This window comes from Shewanella youngdeokensis (assembly GCF_033180165.1).
Lineage (GTDB): Bacteria > Pseudomonadota > Gammaproteobacteria > Enterobacterales > Shewanellaceae > Shewanella > Shewanella youngdeokensis.
Genome location: NZ_CP136522.1, coordinates 4,019,732 through 4,039,418 on the forward strand (window position 1 = coordinate 4,019,732; position 19,687 = coordinate 4,039,418).

The window sequence follows — 19,687 nt, forward strand, 5'->3', positions numbered from 1 at the left end:
CGTTACAGTGGAGGAACTGATGACCTCAAAAGAAGCCATCCTCAGTGAAGCAGCACAACTAGTACAAACAGCACTGCTTGAGCGCGGGCTTGAAACCCCCATGCTGCCCTGCGAATTTAGTCCTGAACAACGTAAGGACAAAATAGAGCACCACATGCGCGAAGTATTAACGCTAATGTCGTTAGATTTACGTGACGACAGCTTGGCCGATACCCCGCGCCGTATAGCCAAAATGTACGTCGATGAAATTTTTTCAGGCCTTGATTACGCCAACTTTCCCAAAATCACCGTCATAGAAAACAAGATGGGCTTCGACGAGATGGTTAAAGTGAATGACATTAGCTTAACCAGCACCTGTGAACACCACCTCGTTACCATCGACGGTTTAGCGCGCGTGGCCTACTTGCCGCGTAAAAACATTATTGGTTTATCCAAAATTAACCGCATTGTTCGGTTTTTTGCCCAGCGCCCACAAGTGCAAGAACGGCTAACACAGCAAGTTTTGGTGGCGCTGCAAACCTTACTTGAAACCAAAGACGTAGCCGTAAAAATGGATGCTGTACATTACTGCGTTAAATCCCGTGGCGTAATGGACTCAACCAGCTCAACCACCACCACTGCATTAGGCGGAATTTTTAAATCTAACCCGGCGACCCGAGCAGAGTTTTTAAGTAACTAAACCGTGTGAGTGAGCCAAACAAAAAAGCCCCTAGCAAACGCTAAGGGCTTTTTTAATGCAAAAACGCATAACAAACTAGATACCGTATTGGTCGCGGTAAGCGCTTACCGAGGCCAGCTCAGTTTCCATGCCAGGCTTTTCAGACAAATAGCGAATCACATCTTCAAGCTTAACAATGGAAACAATATTACAGCCAAAGTCACGCTCAACTTCTTGAATCGCAGACAACTCACCGTTGCCTTTTTCTTGGCGATCCAGAGCAATCAACACTCCCGCTAGCTTAGCGTTGTGCGCCGCAATAATTTCCATTGATTCACGAATTGCCGTCCCCGCTGTAATAACATCATCAACCAACATGACTCGGCCTTTAAGCTCGCTACCGACTAAGCTTCCGCCTTCGCCGTGCTGCTTTTTCTCTTTACGATTAAAGCAGTAAGGCATATCAATATCGTGATGCTCACACAAAGCAACTGCCGTAGTGGTTGCAATCGGGATCCCTTTATAAGCAGGGCCAAATAACAAATCATGCTCAATGCCAGAATCAACCAACGCCGCCGCATAAAAGCGACCAAGGCGTGCTAAGTCACGGCCAGTATTAAATAAGCCAGCATTAAAAAAATAAGGGCTAGTGCGGCCTGACTTTAACGTAAACTCGCCAAATCTAAGTACTTGGCGTTCAAGGGCAAACTCAATAAAATCACGTTGGTAGGCTTTCACAATTTCTCCTTAAGAATAGGGCAACTCAGTGTCTTCAAATAATACTTACAAAAAGGACCCCGTAGGGCCCTAATAACAAAAATACAATTTAGCTTAACGATGCTTTCTGGATATCAACGATTTCTCGAATACCATGCTTGGCTAAGTCTAATAAGCTTAATAGCTCTTCATGACTAAACGGCTCGCCTTCAGCAGTGCCTTGAATTTCAATCATCTTACCGGTTTCAGTCATTACAACGTTCATGTCGGTTTCAGCAGCGCTATCTTCGATATATTCTAAATCGCAAATAGGCTCGCCTTTATAAATACCAACACTTACCGCAGCAATTAAGAACTTAAGCGGGTTAGTTTTTAAAATGCCTTTACCACGTGCCCAGTTAAGTGCATCAACTAACGCAACACATGCGCCAGTAATCGCAGCAGTACGCGTGCCGCCATCGGCTTGAATAACATCACAATCGATAACAATTGTGTTTTCGCCCAGCAGTTTCATATCAACCGCAGCACGTAGCGAGCGACCAATTAAACGTTGGATTTCTTGTGTACGACCAGACTGTTTGCCACGAGCCGCTTCACGGTTCATGCGGCTATGGGTAGAACGAGGTAGCATGCCGTATTCAGCCGTTACCCAACCTTGGCCTTGGCCTTTAAGAAAACGCGGTACACCCTCTTCAAAGCTGGCGGTACACAGCACTTTAGTGTCACCAAACTCAACCAGAACCGAACCTTCGGCATGAGCGGTAAACTGACGTGTGATAGTCACGGGACGAGATTGTGCTGGAGTTCTGTCGCTTGGGCGCATAGTGAATTCCTGTATTTAGAAGCATTAGGGTAATTTGGCGATATTATAATGGCATGTGAGCCACTATGCTATCTGAAAACAAACTCATCTAAAAAATCTCACCAGTAAAATGCTGTTCAAGTCTGCACCTTGCCATTAATTGGGTATATAATCACAGCTCAATTAGACGAATAACACTGGAAATCATCCATGATCCAAAGCATGACAGCCTATGCTCGCATCGAGCACAAAGCAGATTGGGGCACCGCCTCTTGGGAAATCCGTTCAGTTAATCAGCGCTACCTAGAAACCTACCTGCGCTTGCCAGAACAGTTCCGCAGCTTGGAGCCAGTGCTTAGAGATCGTCTTCGTAAACGTTTAAACCGCGGTAAAGTTGAAGTAAACCTACGTTACAACCTTAATGAAGGTGGCGCTAGCGAACTGCAACTGAATCAAGAGTTAGCCAAACAGGTCATCAACGCCGCTAAATGGGTAGAAAATGAAGCAGGTCAAGGCGAGCTAAATGTTGTTGACGTTCTACGCTGGCCTGGCGTGATGTCTAGCGCCGAGCAAGACATGGACTCACTAGGCGCAGAGCTACTTGAAGCCTTTAACGCCGCCATCGACCAATTTATTGAAGCCCGTGGCCGTGAAGGCGAAGCCATCAACACTATGTTGCAAACTCGCCTAGACCAAATTGTTGATCTTGTTGCCGTAGTGCGTTCGCACATGCCAGTTGTTATGCAATGGCAACGCGACAAGCTAACCAACCGCTTAGCCGAAATCACCGGCGAACTTGATCCAGCCCGTATGGAACAAGAAATGGTACTAATGGCGCAAAAAATGGACGTAGCCGAAGAGATGGACCGTCTTGACGCACACGTTGCCGAAACCCGCCGCATTTTGAAAAAAGGTGGCGCACAAGGCCGCAGACTCGACTTTATGATGCAAGAATTTAACCGTGAATCAAACACGTTGGCATCTAAATCAATCAGTGCCGAAGTGACCTCAGCCGCCGTTGACCTTAAAGTACTTATCGAGCAAATGCGCGAACAAATTCAGAACGTTGAATAACGTTTAAAGCCCCCACTAGCCCTACTACAAACCCTGCAATAACGCTTGTTATTACAGGGTTTTTATTTGCCCTATTTTTACCTGCAAAGCGCGAGCATCAACAAGATAAAATCATCATTGCGGTTAAAACTTTTTTGCCGAGTCGTATCAAATAGCCGCTTTACCTATACACATCCAACAAGGCCAATGCGCATGCATACCTGCAACCCTAATTACGCTTTCAGCTGCAGTGTGCGCGTAACGCTCAAGCTATCATCCATTAAATTGCTAACCGTAACCACCTACCAGCTCCAACCTGACTCAACTGCATTATAAATAGCGACACCGCTGGCTAGCAAAAGATGGCAAACCCAAGCAGCTAAACAAGACAATTTACATTGTAAAGGGGGAATTATTACAGATAATTGAACTCGATCACGAAGATATGAATAGGAATCATTATCATTTGCGTTTGTGTTATTGGTGTGGATAATTTGCACCAAATTATAATCACTAGACATTAGGTTGATGATGAAATCTATTTTACTCCCTACACTTTTGGCAAGCAGCATAGGTTTAGCACTCTACGGCTCTCAGGCTATTGCAAACGATGTTCTGCCTGTACTGGCAGAAACCGAAACTCAAGCAGTAGAGCAAAACGACAACTTGCTAATTGAGCGTGAGCAGATCAACGCCAAGCCAGTTGCTAACAACAGTCTATCTCAACTATTAAAAACACAGCCTGGCATTGCGATTAATGATGCGACCGCTTCAGTTAGAGGTGGCGATTTAGCGCCAGAAGAGATTTCACTCGCTAATGCTCGTACTCACCAAACTAACTACATGATTGGCGGTGTTACTACCAATAATATCTCTACTTTCGGTGCCGATGACAAAGCGGGAAGTATCGGGGGACATACATCAGGCTACTTCTTTGATACTGAGTTGCTTGAATCTGTTGAAGTAATGGATCGTAACGTAGATGCAGAATACGGCAGTTTTACCGGCGGTATAATTAACGCTGAACTGCGTAAACCCACCGACGAATTCACCGCTGAATACACCTTCAAAATGACCGACAGTGATTGGAACAGCGATCCGACGCTAGATGAAGATAACAGTGATCTTGAAGAGCCAATATGGGGTGACGGTAGTTATCAAGATCAGTACCAAAAACGTTTCCATAACCTATTTGTTGGCGGAGCCATCAATGAAAACCATAAAATAGGCATTGGTATTAGCGTACAAGAATCCGACATTCCGTTGATCTACAACGGCGAACGTCAAGATCAAGGTCAAAGCAACACCAACGTATTTATTAATCACCTAGCGACATTAGGCGCTTGGGAACTGAGCAATGAGCTACGTTTCTCAGAGTTTACCGATAAACGTTTCTTAAACGATACCTTCACCGATGAAACCGCTGAAGATAGTGACTACGAGAACAGTAGCTCAGGTATCGGTTACACCTTGAAGCTGAACCGCGAGTTTGCACAAGGTATGTGGCGCAATACCGCTGCATTTGATCAACTTAAAAATGAGCGAAGTGCCGACGTAAATTACTTTAAAACTCACTTTGATTACCGCACTGGCTTCGATATGGGTTCTGAAGGTTCATACGGAAACTTTGATGAAACTCAAAACAGCACCAAATTAAAGTCAGCCTTTGACTTTAATACCCTTTACACGGGTGAAGTACGTCATCAGTTGAGTGTAGGTGTTGAAGCAACGCTACATTCTGCAGAGGGTACCTTCAGTGAAGATTTCCACACCTTTACCCAATACAGCGATGCTGACGGCAGTGTCGAGCTAGACTCATGGACCACCACTGCTGCTGGCGACTATAAAGCAGATTCTAACCAATACGCATTGTTTGCCACCGACACCATTGAGTGGAATAAGCTAACAGTAAACTTAGGTCTTCGCGCTGAACATATTGAACTGTTTGACCAAACTGTAATTGCACCGCGGATCAGCGGTAGCTGGGATTTCGAGGCTGAGCGCACCAACCGTTTAAGCATGGGTGCATCACGTTACTACAGCGGCAGCTTATTGGGCTGGGCACTAACTGCTGAAAAACGCGCCTTACAAACCAATCATCAAGACTGTGTTGGCACCGGCGGTGGTAGCGACATTAGTTTAAATCCAGATGATTACACTTGTGAGTCAATAACACAGTACCAAGCCACCGACCTTAACCAGGCTGACACACCCTATTCAGATGAAATCAGCCTTAATTACGACCTACAGCTGGGCAATGTTGTAATGAACGCCGGATACCTATACCGCCAACAGCGCGATGGCTTGTCATCTATCTACAACAGCGAACTTGGTTACGACGAACTGCACAATAACATCGAAAGTGACAGCAACATTTACTCGCTGCGATTCAGCAATGCCAATAACTACGCCTTTTTGGGTGGCAAGATCGGTGGTTACTTAGACCTAGGTTTTGTCGACGCCAAAGGCTCAGGTACCACCACCTCAGTGTATGACGACCAAAATGATCTATACAGCGGTTCAAGCACTGAATGGGTCGAGCTAGACGGTGAGCTTATGCGTCGTACCGAAATGGACGCTGGTAGCTATAACAGCGATTTCACCGCGGGTTTAGCCATTAATACCAGCTGGGATCAATACGGTGTTATGTGGAGCAACTTTGTTAACTACGAAGGCGGTCGTAAGCTGACCTTATTCCAAACCACTGACTCTCGTGAAATCGAAGGCGAACTACAAAGCGTGGCAGTAATGTCTAGCGCTGAAATGGAAAGCTTGGTCACTTGGGACACCAAAGTTAGCTGGACTCCAAGCATGGCAAATGAACGCATGACGCTAAGCTTTAGTGTAACCAACTTACTTGATAAACAAGTCAAAATTTCCACTTCTGGTATCGATGACAACAGTAAGTTTACCGACGATTACTACAACCAAGGCCGCCAAGTGTGGTTAAGCGTGGGCGTTAGTATGTAATCGGCAACCCCTTTTCTAGTGCTACGGCGGCAAAGTTAAAGCTTTGTCGCCGCTTCTATTTCTATTATATAAGGTTTTTATGAACAAGCTTCCCTTAAGCGTGCTGATTGCCGCAGCTCTATTTACTGGCTGTAGCAACCCTACTTTACCTGTCACGAGTGACGCCCCTATTGCAGCGCTGGCGAACGAATCGGTACCACTGCCACTACGCAGTGACATTCAACAAGGCACGCTAGCCAATGGTATGAAATACATAGTGTTACCTAACGCAGAGCCAGCCGATCGCGTATCAATGCAGCTAATTGTACACGCCGGCTCTTTAGTTGAAGCCGATGACCAAAAAGGCATTGCTCACCTAGTAGAGCACATGGCCTTTAACGGCACTGAAAAGTTTCCAGCCAATGGAATTATCGAACATCAAGAGTCACTTGGAATGGTATTTGGCCGTGACGTTAACGCCATGACAGAGTATTACACCACCTCGTACTACCTCCATCTACCAAACAATAGTGAACAGATGATGGATGAAGCATTCACTATGTTCTCTCAACAAATTAGCGCGCTAACGTTCGACCCAGCCGAGCTAGAAAAAGAACGCCCCGTCGTTGAAGAAGAGTGGCGCCGCGGCCTCAATATGATGGCGCGCTTAGGCACAGCCAACCGTCAAATAACTCTTGAAGGTAGTCGCTTTGGCGACCGTAATCCAATTGGGGACATGGAACTAGTACGTCATATTGACGCAAAGCGCATTGAAGCTTTCTATCAAGACTGGTACCACCCCAACAATATGACAATGCTAGTGATTGGTAGCATCGACAAGCCACAGGTAGAAGCGCTACTTAATAAACATTTTGCAGCGATGCCAGCCAAAACCTTACCCGCCCGCCCCGATCTGTCGGTACCTTTACCAGAGCAATTGCAGTTTAAAACAATTGAAGATCCCGAAATTACGACAGAAGTACTGTCAGTTAACCTGCGCGGTCAACAAGCTGAAGCTCACAGCGAAGCGGAGCTAAAAACTGAACTATTAAACAGCTTAGCAATGTCCATGCTCGACAACCGTTTACGAGAGCAATACCGTACAGAAAGCGACTACGTGAGTCGCATGGTCGCAAGCGCCACACCGTTGGCTACGGGCTACAGCAATAACCGCGTAATGGCGATTCTAAAAGAGGGAAACTATCTCAATGGCATGGAAGAGCTATTTACCGAGATAAGCCGCTATGCCGCACATGGCTTTAGTCAACGTGACTTAGACACCGCCCGCAAGGAAATGTCGAGCCGCTACCGCACAATGGCTGACGGACAGACAGGTGCAAAAAACAGTCGCCAGATGATGGGATTATTCAACCAAATCCGCATGCAAAAGCCACTCGTTAAGATGACTGATTTCAATGATGTAGCCCAGCGCTTAATGGGTGAAATCCGTATCGAAGACGTTAACCAAGCCTTTACTAAGGCGGTAAACCAGCGCACGCCATTGGTGATATCTCAAATCAATAATGACAATGCCAAAGCACAACCAAAGGTTGAGCAAGTTAAACAGATGTGGAAAACAGCCTTGGCAAACCCACCAGCCGCTATTGCCCAGCAAGTATTGCCACAAAGCCTGTTTGAAAAAGCCCCTGAAGCCATTGAAATCGTAGCGCATCAAGATTTTGGAGACATCCAAAAGTGGACCTTAGCTAACGGTGCAGAAGTTTGGTACCAGTACAGTGATGAGTCGGCTAACCAAGTACAACTAAGATGGCAAGGCTATGGTGGCACCATGCAACTACCACAGTCAGAACGTCGCGCAGCAACTCTCGCGGCTCGCAACTTAAAAACATTTGGTTACGGTGGATTTTCAGCCGAAGCGCTAATTGCACTCAATGCTGATCACAATATGAATCAAATCCCTTACGTCGAACTCACTCGACAAGGTGTATTTGGTAGTGCACAAAAAACGTCGGTTGAAGCGTGGCTACAAAACCTAAACCTGATGTTAACGGCCCCTCAAGTTGACGATACACTTTGGCAAGCTAAACAGACATTCTTAGCGCGTAACATCGAACGTCGTAAAGACAGCCCATCGAACAATTTTAATCAACAAATCGACCGCTTACGCTTTGCCAATTCTCCGTCTGAACAACCCATGACCGCAGAAGAACTACTAGTCATTAAACCTCAACAGCTGCTCAACGCCTACCAAGGCGTATTCGGCACTGCCGCAGGCCATCAATTAATTGTGATGGGTGATATTGACGCAAAATCAGTGATCGAATTGGCCAGTCGTTATATTGGCCAACTACCAGCAGGTAAAGCTCATAGCGAACCCACCAAACCGCCACTGGCTTCAGGCCGCCATCGAGTATTAGTTGAAGGTGGCGAAGAGCCACAAGGGGTAACCAGCGTGTTATTTAACGTTGATTACCCGTACAGCAAAGAAGCTGAATATCAGGCGTACCTATTAACACGAGTCGTGTCACTGCGAATGCGTGAGCAATTACGCGAAAAAGCCGGTGGTGTTTACAGTACACGATTTGGGATTAACCTTGACCGTTCCCGTCAACAGGCTTACGGCATGATCAGCTACTCTCACCAACCTGAGCGTGCAGAAGAGCTAAAAGAAATGGCATTGGCTATTACCGCTAACGTGGCAGCCAATGGCGTAACCCAAAAAGAGCTAGACACCATACGGGAACAAATTATCAGCGGGCTTAAACCTGAAGCCATTAGCAACCGAGACCGTTATCGCTGGTTAACCGAAATGGCTGCTGAAGACCAGTACCGTGACGTACCAGCGACCTATCTAACATGGTTGAACAAAGTAACCCCTGCAGATCTGCAGCCAATGGCGACCACAATTCTAGGTACAAACAACGTCATCGACGCCTTGTTACTTCCTGAAAATAAAAGTTAACCATAAATTTCTTGCTTGAAGGCGTTCGTTACACAGCGCCTTCTTCAATGGGTTTTATTGATGTTAACAATGGGGATTGTTGATGCCGCCTGCGACGCATGAGCATTAACCCCCTTAATTTAAGCTAATTATTCTCCCACCAGCACGCTCTGGTCGGGTAGGTATCAATTGAGGGCCCGGTGATTACCGAGGCAAATTGGTCTATGGAACTTCTAAAACAGTTTTGGCGCTTAGCGGCTCCGTACTGGTTTAATAAAGCGAACTGGTACTCATGGGTGTTACTAGGAATGTCGGTCGGTGCCAGCCTGACGATGGTCGAGATCACCGTGTGGCTCAATGAGTGGAACCGCGAGTTCTACGACGCACTGGCCGAACTTAAAGTCGATGCTATCTACCCGCTACTTCTGGATTTTTGCTGGTTAGTAGCCGTGATTGTTTTACTACTGGTTTATGCCGATTGGCTATCGCAGCTAGTACAGATCCGCTGGCGCAAATGGATGACAGAACGCTTGCTTGGCCGCTGGTTTGCTAATGGCACGCATTACCGAATGACCTTAGGCGATGAACCCGATAACCCTGATCAACGTATCGCAGAAGACGCACGTTTACTCACCAGTGATAGCGTTGAGCTATTTATTGGCGGCATTCGTTCAGCCGCAGTGCTGATTGCCTTTAGCTCTGTGCTGTGGGAACTATCAGGCGATATTGGTATTCCATGGGGCGGTGAGGTTTACCACGTAGCAGGCTACCTGTTCTGGATTGCTTTAATTTACGCCATTGTGGGCACAGGTGTGACCCAATTATTTGGTTATAAATTGCATGGACTGAATTATCAACAACAAAGCAAAGAAGCTAATTTTCGTGCCAGCTTACTACGCAAACGTGACAATGCAGAACAGATCGCTTTGTTCAAAGGTGAAGCGAATGAACTACAGCACCTAAATCGCAGTTTCGCTGATATTGTCAGTAACTGGGGCTTATTGATGAACCGCCGCAAAAACCTCGGTCTAGTGGTTAATAGCTATCACCAAACAGCCAAAATGATGCCTTTGTTTGCAGGAATACCAGCGCTAATGGCGCAAATTATTACCCTTGGTGGCTTATTTCAAGTTCGCATGGCCTTTATGAAGGTATACGCCGGGTTTAGTTGGTTTGTGCATAGTTACGAACACCTAACCCGATGGTCGGCAACCGTTGCGCGTGTTGCACAATTTGAAGAAGCAATGGAAAAACAGCCACCATTACCGCAGCCGAGCAAACAGCAACAACTTAATTGCCAGCAGCTTGATTTGTTTACCCCTGATGGCAAAAAGCTGCTCGATAAAGTCGAGCTTAGCCTACCACCGCACTCACAGTTACTCATCTCTGGTGTAAGTGGTTTAGGTAAGTCGTCACTACTGCGCACTCTTGCGGGAATATGGCCTTTTTATCAAGGTCAGTTTGAATTAGCCGAAGGCCAAACCATGCTAATGCCGCAAAAGCCTTACTTACCTGCAGGCACATTGCGCAGCTGCCTAAGCTATCCGAGTGAGCAATGCTACCAAGATACCGATTTAGCACGCGTGCTTAACCTTGTCGGCTTAGCCCATTTAGCCACCAACCTTGAGCACCAAGGTGAGTGGCAGCAACGTTTGTCTGGTGGTGAGCAGCAACGCCTCAGTATGGCACGCGCCCTACTGGCACAGCCTGACACCTTAATCCTTGATGAAGCAACCAGCAGCCTTGATGAATTAGGGGCAAAAGCATTACTTGAAACCATCAAGCAGCAACTACCACAAACCACATTAATGATGGTGTCTCACCAACAAAGCTTACAGCCATTGTTCGAGCGTCACCTTGATTTGGGCCGCTTTGCGGTAACCCAGTGAAGGAGCTGACTATGTTACGTACATCATTGATCCTCGCGGCGTGCTGGGTAAGCACAGTGCAAGCGGCAACGCCTGAACTGACCAAGATTGACCGTTTAATCGCGCAGCAGCTGCAAGTAGAACAGGCAACCGTCAGCCTGCAGCAAGAAGCGCAGCAATCGCTGATTGATAATCAGCGTTTAATCGCACTGTACCAGCAAGAGCATAAAGCGTTGACTAACGCCCTTAATAGGCAACAGCAACAGCAAGATGAAGTTGATCAGCAACGTACCGAGTTACTTGCAGCCCAAGTGGAACAAGAGCAACAAACCGAGCTATATGAGCAACAGCTAGCACAAGGGCTACAGCTGGTTAATGCACTATGGCAACAACTTCCACCACCTGTGCAGCAAGGGTTGCAAGACCAGTCAGCGCAATTAGCTAACCTGCAATTAGGCTTAAGCGAGCGCTATGGCACTTTAATCGCCATTTTGTCTCGCTTGGAAGAATTTAATAGCAGCATCAACTTGCATGAAGACACGCTAATGCATCAAGGCGAAAGTTGGCGGGTACAGCAATTGTTTATCGGTTTAGCGCAGGGCTATTATCGCCTGCCAGATGGCAGCGGTGTAGGTATTGGCCATGCAATCAATGGTCAGTGGCAATGGCGTAGTGCACAAAAGCATCAGGCTGAAATCAATCAAGCGTTTGCTATTTATCAAGGCAAGCAACCTGTTGAGTTTGTCACTTTACCGCTGTCAGCCGTTGCGGAGGCAACACCATGAATAATTGCTTTACAAGACTTATCGCATTGATAGGAGCTGCATTAATGGTATTGCCATTGGTGACGCACGCTAAGCCGTCGATAGCGCAAGTGAGTGCCGAGTTTGAACAGCGCTTGGCTGATGCGCAAGCTCGGCACCAACAGGTCAGCGCTGATCTACTTAAACAGCGCCAACCTCAGCTACAAAAATTACAAACATTAGAAGGTGAACTGGTGGCGCTACGCCAACAGCTCGCCGGGCATACTCGGGGCAAAGATGAGCAGTTCGTATCGCTAAAAAGCCTGCAGCAACGCTTAAGCCAGTGGCAACAGCAAACCCGCTACATCGACAATTTACGCGAGCGTTACTTAGGTAGCGGTGTCGATATTAATGACCCGCAGCAATTTAGTCATCGCTTACAAGCCCTTGGGCTAGCAGTCCGCCCAGCTTGGACCGCAACCGAAGTGGTCGGGATTGATGGCCGCATGGTAACAGGTAAGCAACTTACACTTGGGCCGCTAAGCTGGTTTTTAAGCCCCCTAGAGCAAGGCTACATTGCCGACCCTATCACTAGCCCAGCAGAGTTAGTCATGCCGTCGCCACAACTACTTAGTAACCCATTAGCCATGCCTGTAGACATCAGCCAAGACAAAGCTATTCGTATTGCTGCCAAGCAAGCTGGCTGGCTGGCAAAACTTGAGCGCGGTGGTATGTGGGTTTACCCCATCTTAACGCTAGGGGCGTTTGCGCTATTAGTTGCGCTGTATAAATTGCTCGCGTTAACTCGAATGACCAAGCTACAACCACAATTGGCGCAACGCGCTTTAGACGGTGAACAGCCCGTAAGCGGTGGTTGGCAGCAGCAATTGTTCGAACTGGCAAATAGCCACCGCCACTGGCCGCACGAAGCACTTGCCGATAAATTGCACCACCAATTATTGCAATGGAAATCCATATTAGACAGCAAAATGGTGGTGCTAGCAGCAACCGCAGCAGTGGCTCCATTATTGGGCCTTTTAGGTACGGTAAGCGGCATGATCCATACCTTTGAAATGATGAACCTATTTGGTAATCAAGACCAAAACATGTTGGCAGGTGGCATTTCAGAAGCCCTAGTAACAACCGAACTAGGTTTGATTGTGGCAGTGCCAACATTGCTATTACACGCCTACATTAACCGTCGCCACCAAGCCTATTTGGCCCAATTAGAAGCCGATACCGTGCTACTGGCTGAACTCAGCGCGGTGAATAGCGCCATTAATAGCAAACCCAACAAGGAGGCAGAATGATTGAACAACTCATGTCTGCCAACGGCACCATTTTGGGGTTAATCAGCTTATTGGCATTAGCTATTTACTGGCAGATTTTCGATTTACTGCAACAGCTGTTTACTCGTAAACCTCAATCTGCAAGTCAGTTGAGCTTATGCCTACTGCGTAGCCAACAGCTTGCAGCCTGGGTAACAGTGTTGCCCTTACTTGGCCTATTAGGAACCGTTAGTGGTTTATTTGATAGCTTCAATGGGCTTGCATACGGCGATCAGCAGCTGCTAACTGGCGGTATAGCCGAAGCCTTGCTCACCACGCAACTAGGGCTAACCACCGCACTACCAGCGCTGCTGTTATTAATGCTGTGCCAGCGCCGCTGTGAACGCGAAACACTGGAGGCGACATGCATCGACATTCAATAACCGACAGTGGCAATCAAAACCTAACCATTGATATTGGCCCCTTGCTCGATGTGGTGTTTATTTTGCTGATTTTTTTCATAGTTTCAGCAGTTTTTGTGCAAGATACAGGCATTGAAGTTGACCGCCCAGCCAGCGTCAGCCAAGGAGATGCTCAGCAACAAGCGGTGTTAATAGCCCTGAGTGCCGAAGGTGAAGTTTGGCATGGGGGAATGCAAATTGGCATGGCGGGAGTCACCCCAATGTTAAAGCAACAATTGCGCAAAGGCCGTAGCGCCGTAATTGTGCAAGCCGACAAACACAGCTTAACCGAATCTTTAATCCAGCTAGTGGACTTGTGCAAGTTAGCTGGCTTTGGTCAGGTTAGCGTTGCAACTAAGTCGGGAGCTTAATCATGATGTTACGTTGGGGAACCAACAGCGTGGCAGCGCTTACACTACTAACAGGGTTATGGTGGTTACTGCACGTACAAACTGCGCCACCAGCGCCGCAGCAATCTTTATTGATCCGGCAGTTATCTACCGCTGTTTTGCCGCCACCACCTCCGCCGCCACCAAGCCAGTCGCAGCCGCAACAAAGTGCTGCGGTCAATTTAGTGGTGTCGGCCGCCAAAGCGCCAATGCAACTCGAAGTCACCCAACTAGACGTGCCCCTACCAGAGCTCACCGCACCGAACGCACTAAGTACCGCGCCGCTAGCCGAATCGATAAGCTTCGACACTGAGGCATTAATGGCGGCCATCAGTACATTTAGTCTGAACGAATTAGATGAAATGCCACGGCTACTCACCCCTATTTCAGTACGCTTACCTGCGCAGTTACGACAACAAGGGATCCGTGAAGGGCAGCTAAAATTGCACGTTATCATCCACGAAAGTGGTCAGGTTGAATTGGTCAATATAGCCCAGGCTCAATATCCCGAATTAACCCGCTTGGTCGATCAAATTGTCAGCCAAGCACGCTTTAGTTCACCCCGCCGAGAAAGCACCAAGGTTAAGGCTGAGTTTCTTTGGCCTCTAAAGGTATCTTAATGAAAAATAGTATTTTTATAGTTTTAATGGTTTGCAGCCTTACTTTTAGCACGAGTGAAGCAGCTGAAGACTTCCATTGGGATGGCGGCCAATTACAGTTTGATTTTAGCTCGATAGCTTATCAACAACGGGAGCCAAAAATCACTCAAGCTGAATATCAGGTGCTTAACAATGTGGTTGACTTGGTAAAGCAGCAGCGCGAAGCCGATGCCATGGCAGAATTAAACCTGCAGCTAACACGAAGCCCAACGGCGGCGTTATGGTTTTCATTGGCTCAGCTGCAACAACAGCAAGGGCTAACAACGCCGGCAGTTACATCGCTGCAACAGGCAATAGCATTGCTGCCACACTTTACCCGCGCTCACGAGTCACTAGGGTTGTTACTCACCCAGCAAGGCGATGTAAATGCCGCACGGCCTCACCTTCGCCAAGCAGCGAGCCAAGGCGCACCGGCGCAAGTGTACGCCATGTTGGGTTACGGATACCTACAAAGCCAGCAACCACAAGCAGCAAAAGCGGCCTATAGCCACGCACTAATGTTAGCCGGCGACAATCCACAATGGCAGCGCGGCCTATTACACGCAGCAATGGCGGCCGGAGACAATGCACTCGCAAACTCCCTAACCGAACAACTACTGTCTGCTACGCCAGAAGACGCCAAGCTACATAGGCTACGCGCCAGCCTAGCGCAGCGACAACAACTTTGGACACAAGCCATTGCGAGTTTAGAAACAGCGCAACAGCTACAACCCTCCGAAGCAGTGCAATGGCAGCTAACCCAGCTGTACTTTGACCAAGGGCATTACACTTTGGCTCAACCGCATTTACGCCAGCTACTAACCAATGGTGTTGCAGGCCGTGAACAACGATTACTTGAAATAGCCGATTACCTCATTGGGCAACAACAAACTAAACAAGCCGCTGAAATACTAACAATCTTGTTGAAGAGTCAATCACTCAGTGCCAGCCAACGTAGCCGTGGGCTTAGCAGCCAAGCGGGGTTAATGACCAATAAGCCACACCAACAAACTGGACTGCTTAAGCAAGCATTACAACTAGATCCGCTTAATGGCTCCGCGCTGATCGCGCTAGCAAAACACCATGAAACCAGCGAACCAGTACAAGCAGAAATATTGTATCGCCGCGCCGCTGCATTGCCATCTGTTCAGTTAGAAGCCTTACAACGCCACGCCCAATTATTACTTGAGCAGCAGGCATATCAACGCGCCGAACAGCTATTACGTCAAGCAGTAAAGCAGTCTCCTAATGACTTACAACTGCGCGACAATTTGGCACGAGTCAGCACGATGGTACAAAGCCAAAGCTAATGCAGACAACATAAATGGCAGCGGTAAATAGTACTGCTCGCCTTCCAATAAAAAATCCGACCTTGTTACCCATTAGGTACCAAGGTCGGATTATTTAAGCTCAAATAACAAGGTATTGCGGGCGCACAACCAGAATCAATACATCAGCTAACACGCCAACCTTAAGTCACGACTTAATCACCTCTAGCGAAGGGGATAAAGGATACGGGCAAGGAAAATCGCCAGATTTAACATTGGGTATAGCTTGGTCACAAAGACCACCGCCAAAGCGGAACAAAGCATCATCAATAAACCGCTCAACAGGAATAAACTCATGCTTTTTACCGCGCTGCCCAGCGACTTTACGCGGCTGCTGGTTAATATAATGGCTTAGTTCCCACGCCTCATCATTGTTAAAAACAGCCGGTTTATGGTCATCAAACAACGCATGCAGGTAATACTTAACCTCACTAATATGCGTGCTAATACTACGGTCGAGGTTTCTAAAACAGTACAGCTTGGTTTGCTCAACATACGCCTCAATATTATCGAGCACCTGCATACCGTCATAATCATTTCTTATAAACCGATTTGCCCGCAACCACGCAATTGAGTGTAGTTTCCACTGGTTATAAAAATCTTGCTGTAGCTGCTGCCAGCTGGGTTTGATGGGGTAATGAATCACCATACAGTAGCGGCTATAAGACTCCATAAACACCACCAGCCAACTGCCATCGCTATAAGGTTGCCATTCATTACCAGATAGATGCACCACCTGCGCCTGCCAACTAATACGGTTAGCGTTAGTGGTTATGGGCTGCACGCCGGGGTTGCAGCCTTCGGCATCGGTAATGCGCTCAAAAGGTTGCGCCAACATTTTACAAAGAGGATTCGATAAACTTAAAAATAGCGCCACCGCTAGACCTCACATTAATGGGTTTAACACCAATTACAGTACGTATGGCAACCGCATAAAAAGCTGTTACCACCCGCCTACACTTTGCCCATAAGCCGTATTCCTTACAAGATATTTAGTTTTTACACTCTTGCATGGTCTAACCCAACGGTAATGTAGCCACTACATTCCTGTGACCACCCGACTGGGTGATGAACAAACTTATGTGCCGCCACAATTAACCAACCCTTTAACAACAAGCGCTTATATAAAATTAAAGCAAGCATCATTTAAACTTAACAGTTGATCTAAACAGTAACACTGTCTAGTATTGGTGTCATGAAAAAAATAAACCGCTACACCTTAAATGATCTTTGCCAGCTAATAGAGCTGCCCCCGCGCACAATACGCTTCTATATTCAGAAGTCGCTAATACCCGCGCCCGAAGGCAGTGGTCGTGGCGCGTTTTATACACAACAACATATAGAGCGACTGCTCGAAATAAAAAAATGGCAAAGCGCCGGTTTATCGCTCGAACGCATTAGCGAGTTACTCGGCGACCAAAGCGGTAGCAAGCCGTTACCACCACTAAAACGTGCCAAACCTGGCGACATACAAGTTTGCAGCCACATACATATCGACGAAGGCATATCGCTAACGCTCAACCCTAGCCAAGCAGGGTTAACGCCCGAACAAGCTAAGCAGTTAACACTCGAAGTGATCTCGTTGTACCAACGCATTACGTCTAACGACAAGGAAGAGAAATGAACAGTGAAATAGGTTTAACATCATTATCAGGCCAACAAATAGCGCTAAAGGCCGTTGATATCACCGCCAAGCTCACCGGTGTACTGTCAGAAGTAAAAATACAGCAGCAATACCACAATAGCTCAGACACCAATATAGAAACCGTATACACCTTTCCACTACCAATAGACGCCGTGCTCACCTCGCTTGAAATCAACATTAACGGCGAACAACTACAAGGGATTGTAAAAGCAAATAGCGCAGCTGAAGAAGATTACGAGCAAGCCATAGTCAGTGGTGATACCGCCGTTATGCTCAGCAAAATTAGCGACGGCCTTTATTGTATAAACCTAGGCAACCTATTGGCCGGAGAAAGCGCCAATATTACCTTTTGCTACGCACAACTACACCAGTGGCAAGCCGACAGCCTACGTTTTTACCTCCCCACCACCATCGCCCCAAGATATGGCACGCCGCAACAGGCCAACATTGCTGAACACCAAATTCCACAACATGGGTTAACCGCCGCATACAAATCAACGTTTTCAATCGTAATTGAAGGGCTACTAGCAGGCACCCGCATTCACAGCCCAACGCATGAAATACAGCACCACATTAACAACCAAGTTATGCAAGTGAGCTTTAACGGCCCACAACCCATGGACCGCGACTTTATTTTAGAACTCGCCAAACCTAACGGATACGTAGGTGAAGGTTACTGGGCTAGTGAAGGCGAAAATACCGTTGCACTAACCTCGTTTATACCAACGCTTGAAGCAGCCCCCGAGCCCGCACCTAAGCCACACTGCATAAAAATCGTGGTCGACTGCTCAGGTTCAATGATTGGCGACTCAATAAAACAAGCGCGCATTGCACTTATCGAAGTCGTTAACCAACTTAAAAGTGATGACTGGTTTAACATCATCTTATTTGGGTCAACCCACCAGCAGATGTTTAACGAGTCAGTATTAGCCACTAGCGCCAATATTCAAATAGCTCATAGGCAACTACATAACCTAGAAGCAAACCTAGGTGGAACAGAAATTAAGTCGGCATTAAATGCCGCGTATAACTCATACACACCAGTAACACTGCCCACCGACCTACTACTTATTACCGATGGCCAAGTCTGGGATGAAGACGAAATAATCAACAATGCAGCCAACTCGAATCATCGCCACTTTGTAATTGGCGTTGGCAGTGCCGTTAGCGAAGCCTTTTTATCAAAACTGGCCTCCGCCACCCAAGGCGCCAGTGACTTTGTAACCCCTAACGAAGTTATGAGCACACGCATTGTGCAGCACTTTAAGCGCATAAAACAAACTCTGCTGACCGACCCGCAACTGTGTCTCAGCGACAAATATTCCGCGCCACTTTGTTTTGACCCGCTGCCTCCACACAAAAGCCCGCTGTTTTTGGGTGATACCGTTAATGCCTTTACCCAGTACGAAGGCTACCCAGCGGCATCGGCCGACCTGTATTACGAAGGCGAATTTAACGAAGCAAAAAATGAAAAAGAGATGTATGGCGCAACCATTACCGTTACACAAAAACTAAACGACAATGGCTTACTCGCCAGGCTGGCCGCCCACGACCGGCTTACCCAAGTTAGCGAAAGTGAAGCGGTGCAGATTGCCGAAAAATACCAACTCGTAACCGCAGCCACCAGTTACATACTGGTAAAAACAAACACGCAAACCAATGCGCTAGACTTGCCAACATTAAATGCAATACCCCACCAATTACCTGCAGGCCAAAGTGGCTTGGGCACCGTTGAAACATATAAATCCGCCAGTGACCTTGTCACCACTTGCAGCGGCGTACCTATTTTTGAATCTGAAAAAGCTTACGGCTTACCTACAACATCAGACTTACTCGACATCCCGCCGTTTTTACAAAAACTAAAGCGATATCAACCCGAAGAAACACCAATATCACTCGCCAGTGCGCTTAATGACGACTTCACCCCAGACAACCCCATGGGCATGAGCGAATTTGATATTTTTGATATTGACGAACTCGGTGAAGACGACGCTGTTATTGAAATTCTATACCAACTGGAATATGCCGGTTACAACGAACAAAAGCTCGTTGCCGCATGGCTAAGTATTTATAACGAATTCAACCCTGACGAACCCTTTAGCCGCCACGTCACAAGGTTAATAAGATTGTTATGCAAAGAGTTAGAGGTCAGTGCAGAACTGATCAATAACGTCAGAGAAATGATGACACAAGAAATGGCACATACAGCAAACTAAAAATAAAGGCCGAACGATTCTTCACGAAGAAAAATGGTTCGGCCTTACCC

Annotated in this window: 16 protein-coding genes; 13 read left to right on the forward strand and 3 right to left on the reverse strand. The window is 47.1% G+C overall.

The window, feature by feature from the left end; all coding sequences use genetic code 11:
- The first annotated feature begins 19 nt into the window (after positions 1-19).
- The gene (gene folE / locus RGE70_RS17175) at positions 20-679 is read left to right on the forward strand and encodes a GTP cyclohydrolase I FolE (protein WP_310472640.1); all 660 of its coding nucleotides are present in this window, start codon (positions 20-22) and stop codon (positions 677-679) included.
- 75 nt (positions 680-754) lie between these two features.
- On the opposite strand, the gene pyrE is transcribed toward folE, so the two are convergent.
- Both pyrE and rph read right to left on the reverse strand, forming a co-directional pair.
- Positions 755-1,396, reverse strand: coding sequence for an orotate phosphoribosyltransferase (pyrE, locus tag RGE70_RS17180; protein ID WP_310472641.1), 642 nt, complete (start codon positions 1,394-1,396; stop codon positions 755-757).
- A gap of 88 nt (positions 1,397-1,484) precedes the next feature.
- Positions 1,485-2,198, reverse strand: coding sequence for a ribonuclease PH (gene rph / locus RGE70_RS17185; protein ID WP_202286892.1), 714 nt, complete (start codon positions 2,196-2,198; stop codon positions 1,485-1,487).
- A gap of 189 nt (positions 2,199-2,387) precedes the next feature.
- Between rph and RGE70_RS17190 the strand changes: the two genes are divergently transcribed.
- From RGE70_RS17190 to RGE70_RS17235, 10 genes are all read left to right on the forward strand, one after another.
- Complete coding sequence (locus tag RGE70_RS17190; RefSeq protein ID WP_310472642.1) at positions 2,388-3,251, forward strand: YicC/YloC family endoribonuclease; 864 nt, start codon at positions 2,388-2,390, stop codon at positions 3,249-3,251.
- Between the two features lie 507 nt (positions 3,252-3,758).
- Positions 3,759-6,200, forward strand: coding sequence for a TonB-dependent receptor plug domain-containing protein (locus RGE70_RS17195; protein ID WP_310472643.1), 2,442 nt, complete (start codon positions 3,759-3,761; stop codon positions 6,198-6,200).
- Positions 6,201-6,279: 79 nt separating this feature from the next.
- Positions 6,280-9,102, forward strand: a complete 2,823-nt coding sequence (locus RGE70_RS17200) for a M16 family metallopeptidase (RefSeq protein WP_310472644.1) — start codon at positions 6,280-6,282, stop codon at positions 9,100-9,102.
- A gap of 203 nt (positions 9,103-9,305) precedes the next feature.
- A complete protein-coding gene (locus RGE70_RS17205) occupies positions 9,306-10,970 on the forward strand; it encodes an ABC transporter ATP-binding protein/permease (RefSeq protein ID WP_310472645.1) in 1,665 nt (554 codons plus the stop codon).
- An 11-nt stretch (positions 10,971-10,981) separates the two neighbouring features.
- Positions 10,982-11,734 carry a DUF3450 family protein gene (locus tag RGE70_RS17210; RefSeq protein WP_310472646.1) on the forward strand — a complete coding sequence of 251 codons (753 nt, stop codon included), beginning with the start codon at positions 10,982-10,984 and terminating at the stop codon, positions 11,732-11,734.
- Positions 11,731-13,002 (forward strand): MotA/TolQ/ExbB proton channel family protein, encoded by a 1,272-nt coding sequence (locus RGE70_RS17215; RefSeq protein ID WP_375087870.1) that lies wholly within the window; start codon positions 11,731-11,733, stop codon positions 13,000-13,002. Before RGE70_RS17210 ends, RGE70_RS17215 begins: the two co-directional genes overlap by 4 nt.
- Entirely contained in the window at positions 12,999-13,403 is a 405-nt protein-coding gene (locus RGE70_RS17220) for a MotA/TolQ/ExbB proton channel family protein (protein ID WP_310472648.1), read from the forward strand. The genes RGE70_RS17215 and RGE70_RS17220 overlap by 4 nt, the downstream gene beginning before the upstream one ends.
- A complete protein-coding gene (locus tag RGE70_RS17225) occupies positions 13,385-13,792 on the forward strand; it encodes an ExbD/TolR family protein (RefSeq protein ID WP_310472649.1) in 408 nt (135 codons plus the stop codon). The genes RGE70_RS17220 and RGE70_RS17225 overlap by 19 nt, the downstream gene beginning before the upstream one ends.
- Positions 13,793-13,794: 2 nt before the next feature.
- Entirely contained in the window at positions 13,795-14,430 is a 636-nt protein-coding gene (locus RGE70_RS17230; protein ID WP_310472650.1) for an energy transducer TonB, read from the forward strand.
- Positions 14,430-15,758 carry a tetratricopeptide repeat protein gene (locus RGE70_RS17235; RefSeq protein WP_310472651.1) on the forward strand — a complete coding sequence of 443 codons (1,329 nt, stop codon included), beginning with the start codon at positions 14,430-14,432 and terminating at the stop codon, positions 15,756-15,758. Before RGE70_RS17230 ends, RGE70_RS17235 begins: the two co-directional genes overlap by 1 nt.
- Positions 15,759-15,924: 166 nt before the next feature.
- Here RGE70_RS17235 and RGE70_RS17240 read toward each other — a convergent pair whose 3' ends face one another.
- On the reverse strand, positions 15,925-16,653 hold the full coding sequence (locus RGE70_RS17240) for an amino acid adenylation (protein ID WP_310472652.1): 729 nt from the start codon (positions 16,651-16,653) through the stop codon (positions 15,925-15,927).
- A gap of 318 nt (positions 16,654-16,971) precedes the next feature.
- Between RGE70_RS17240 and RGE70_RS17245 the strand changes: the two genes are divergently transcribed.
- Together RGE70_RS17245 and RGE70_RS17250 are read left to right on the forward strand one after the other, a co-directional pair.
- Positions 16,972-17,400, forward strand: coding sequence for a helix-turn-helix domain-containing protein (locus RGE70_RS17245; protein WP_310472653.1), 429 nt, complete (start codon positions 16,972-16,974; stop codon positions 17,398-17,400).
- A complete protein-coding gene (locus RGE70_RS17250) occupies positions 17,397-19,637 on the forward strand; it encodes a VIT domain-containing protein (protein ID WP_310472654.1) in 2,241 nt (746 codons plus the stop codon). Before RGE70_RS17245 ends, RGE70_RS17250 begins: the two co-directional genes overlap by 4 nt.
- The last annotated feature ends 50 nt before the right edge of the window (positions 19,638-19,687 follow it).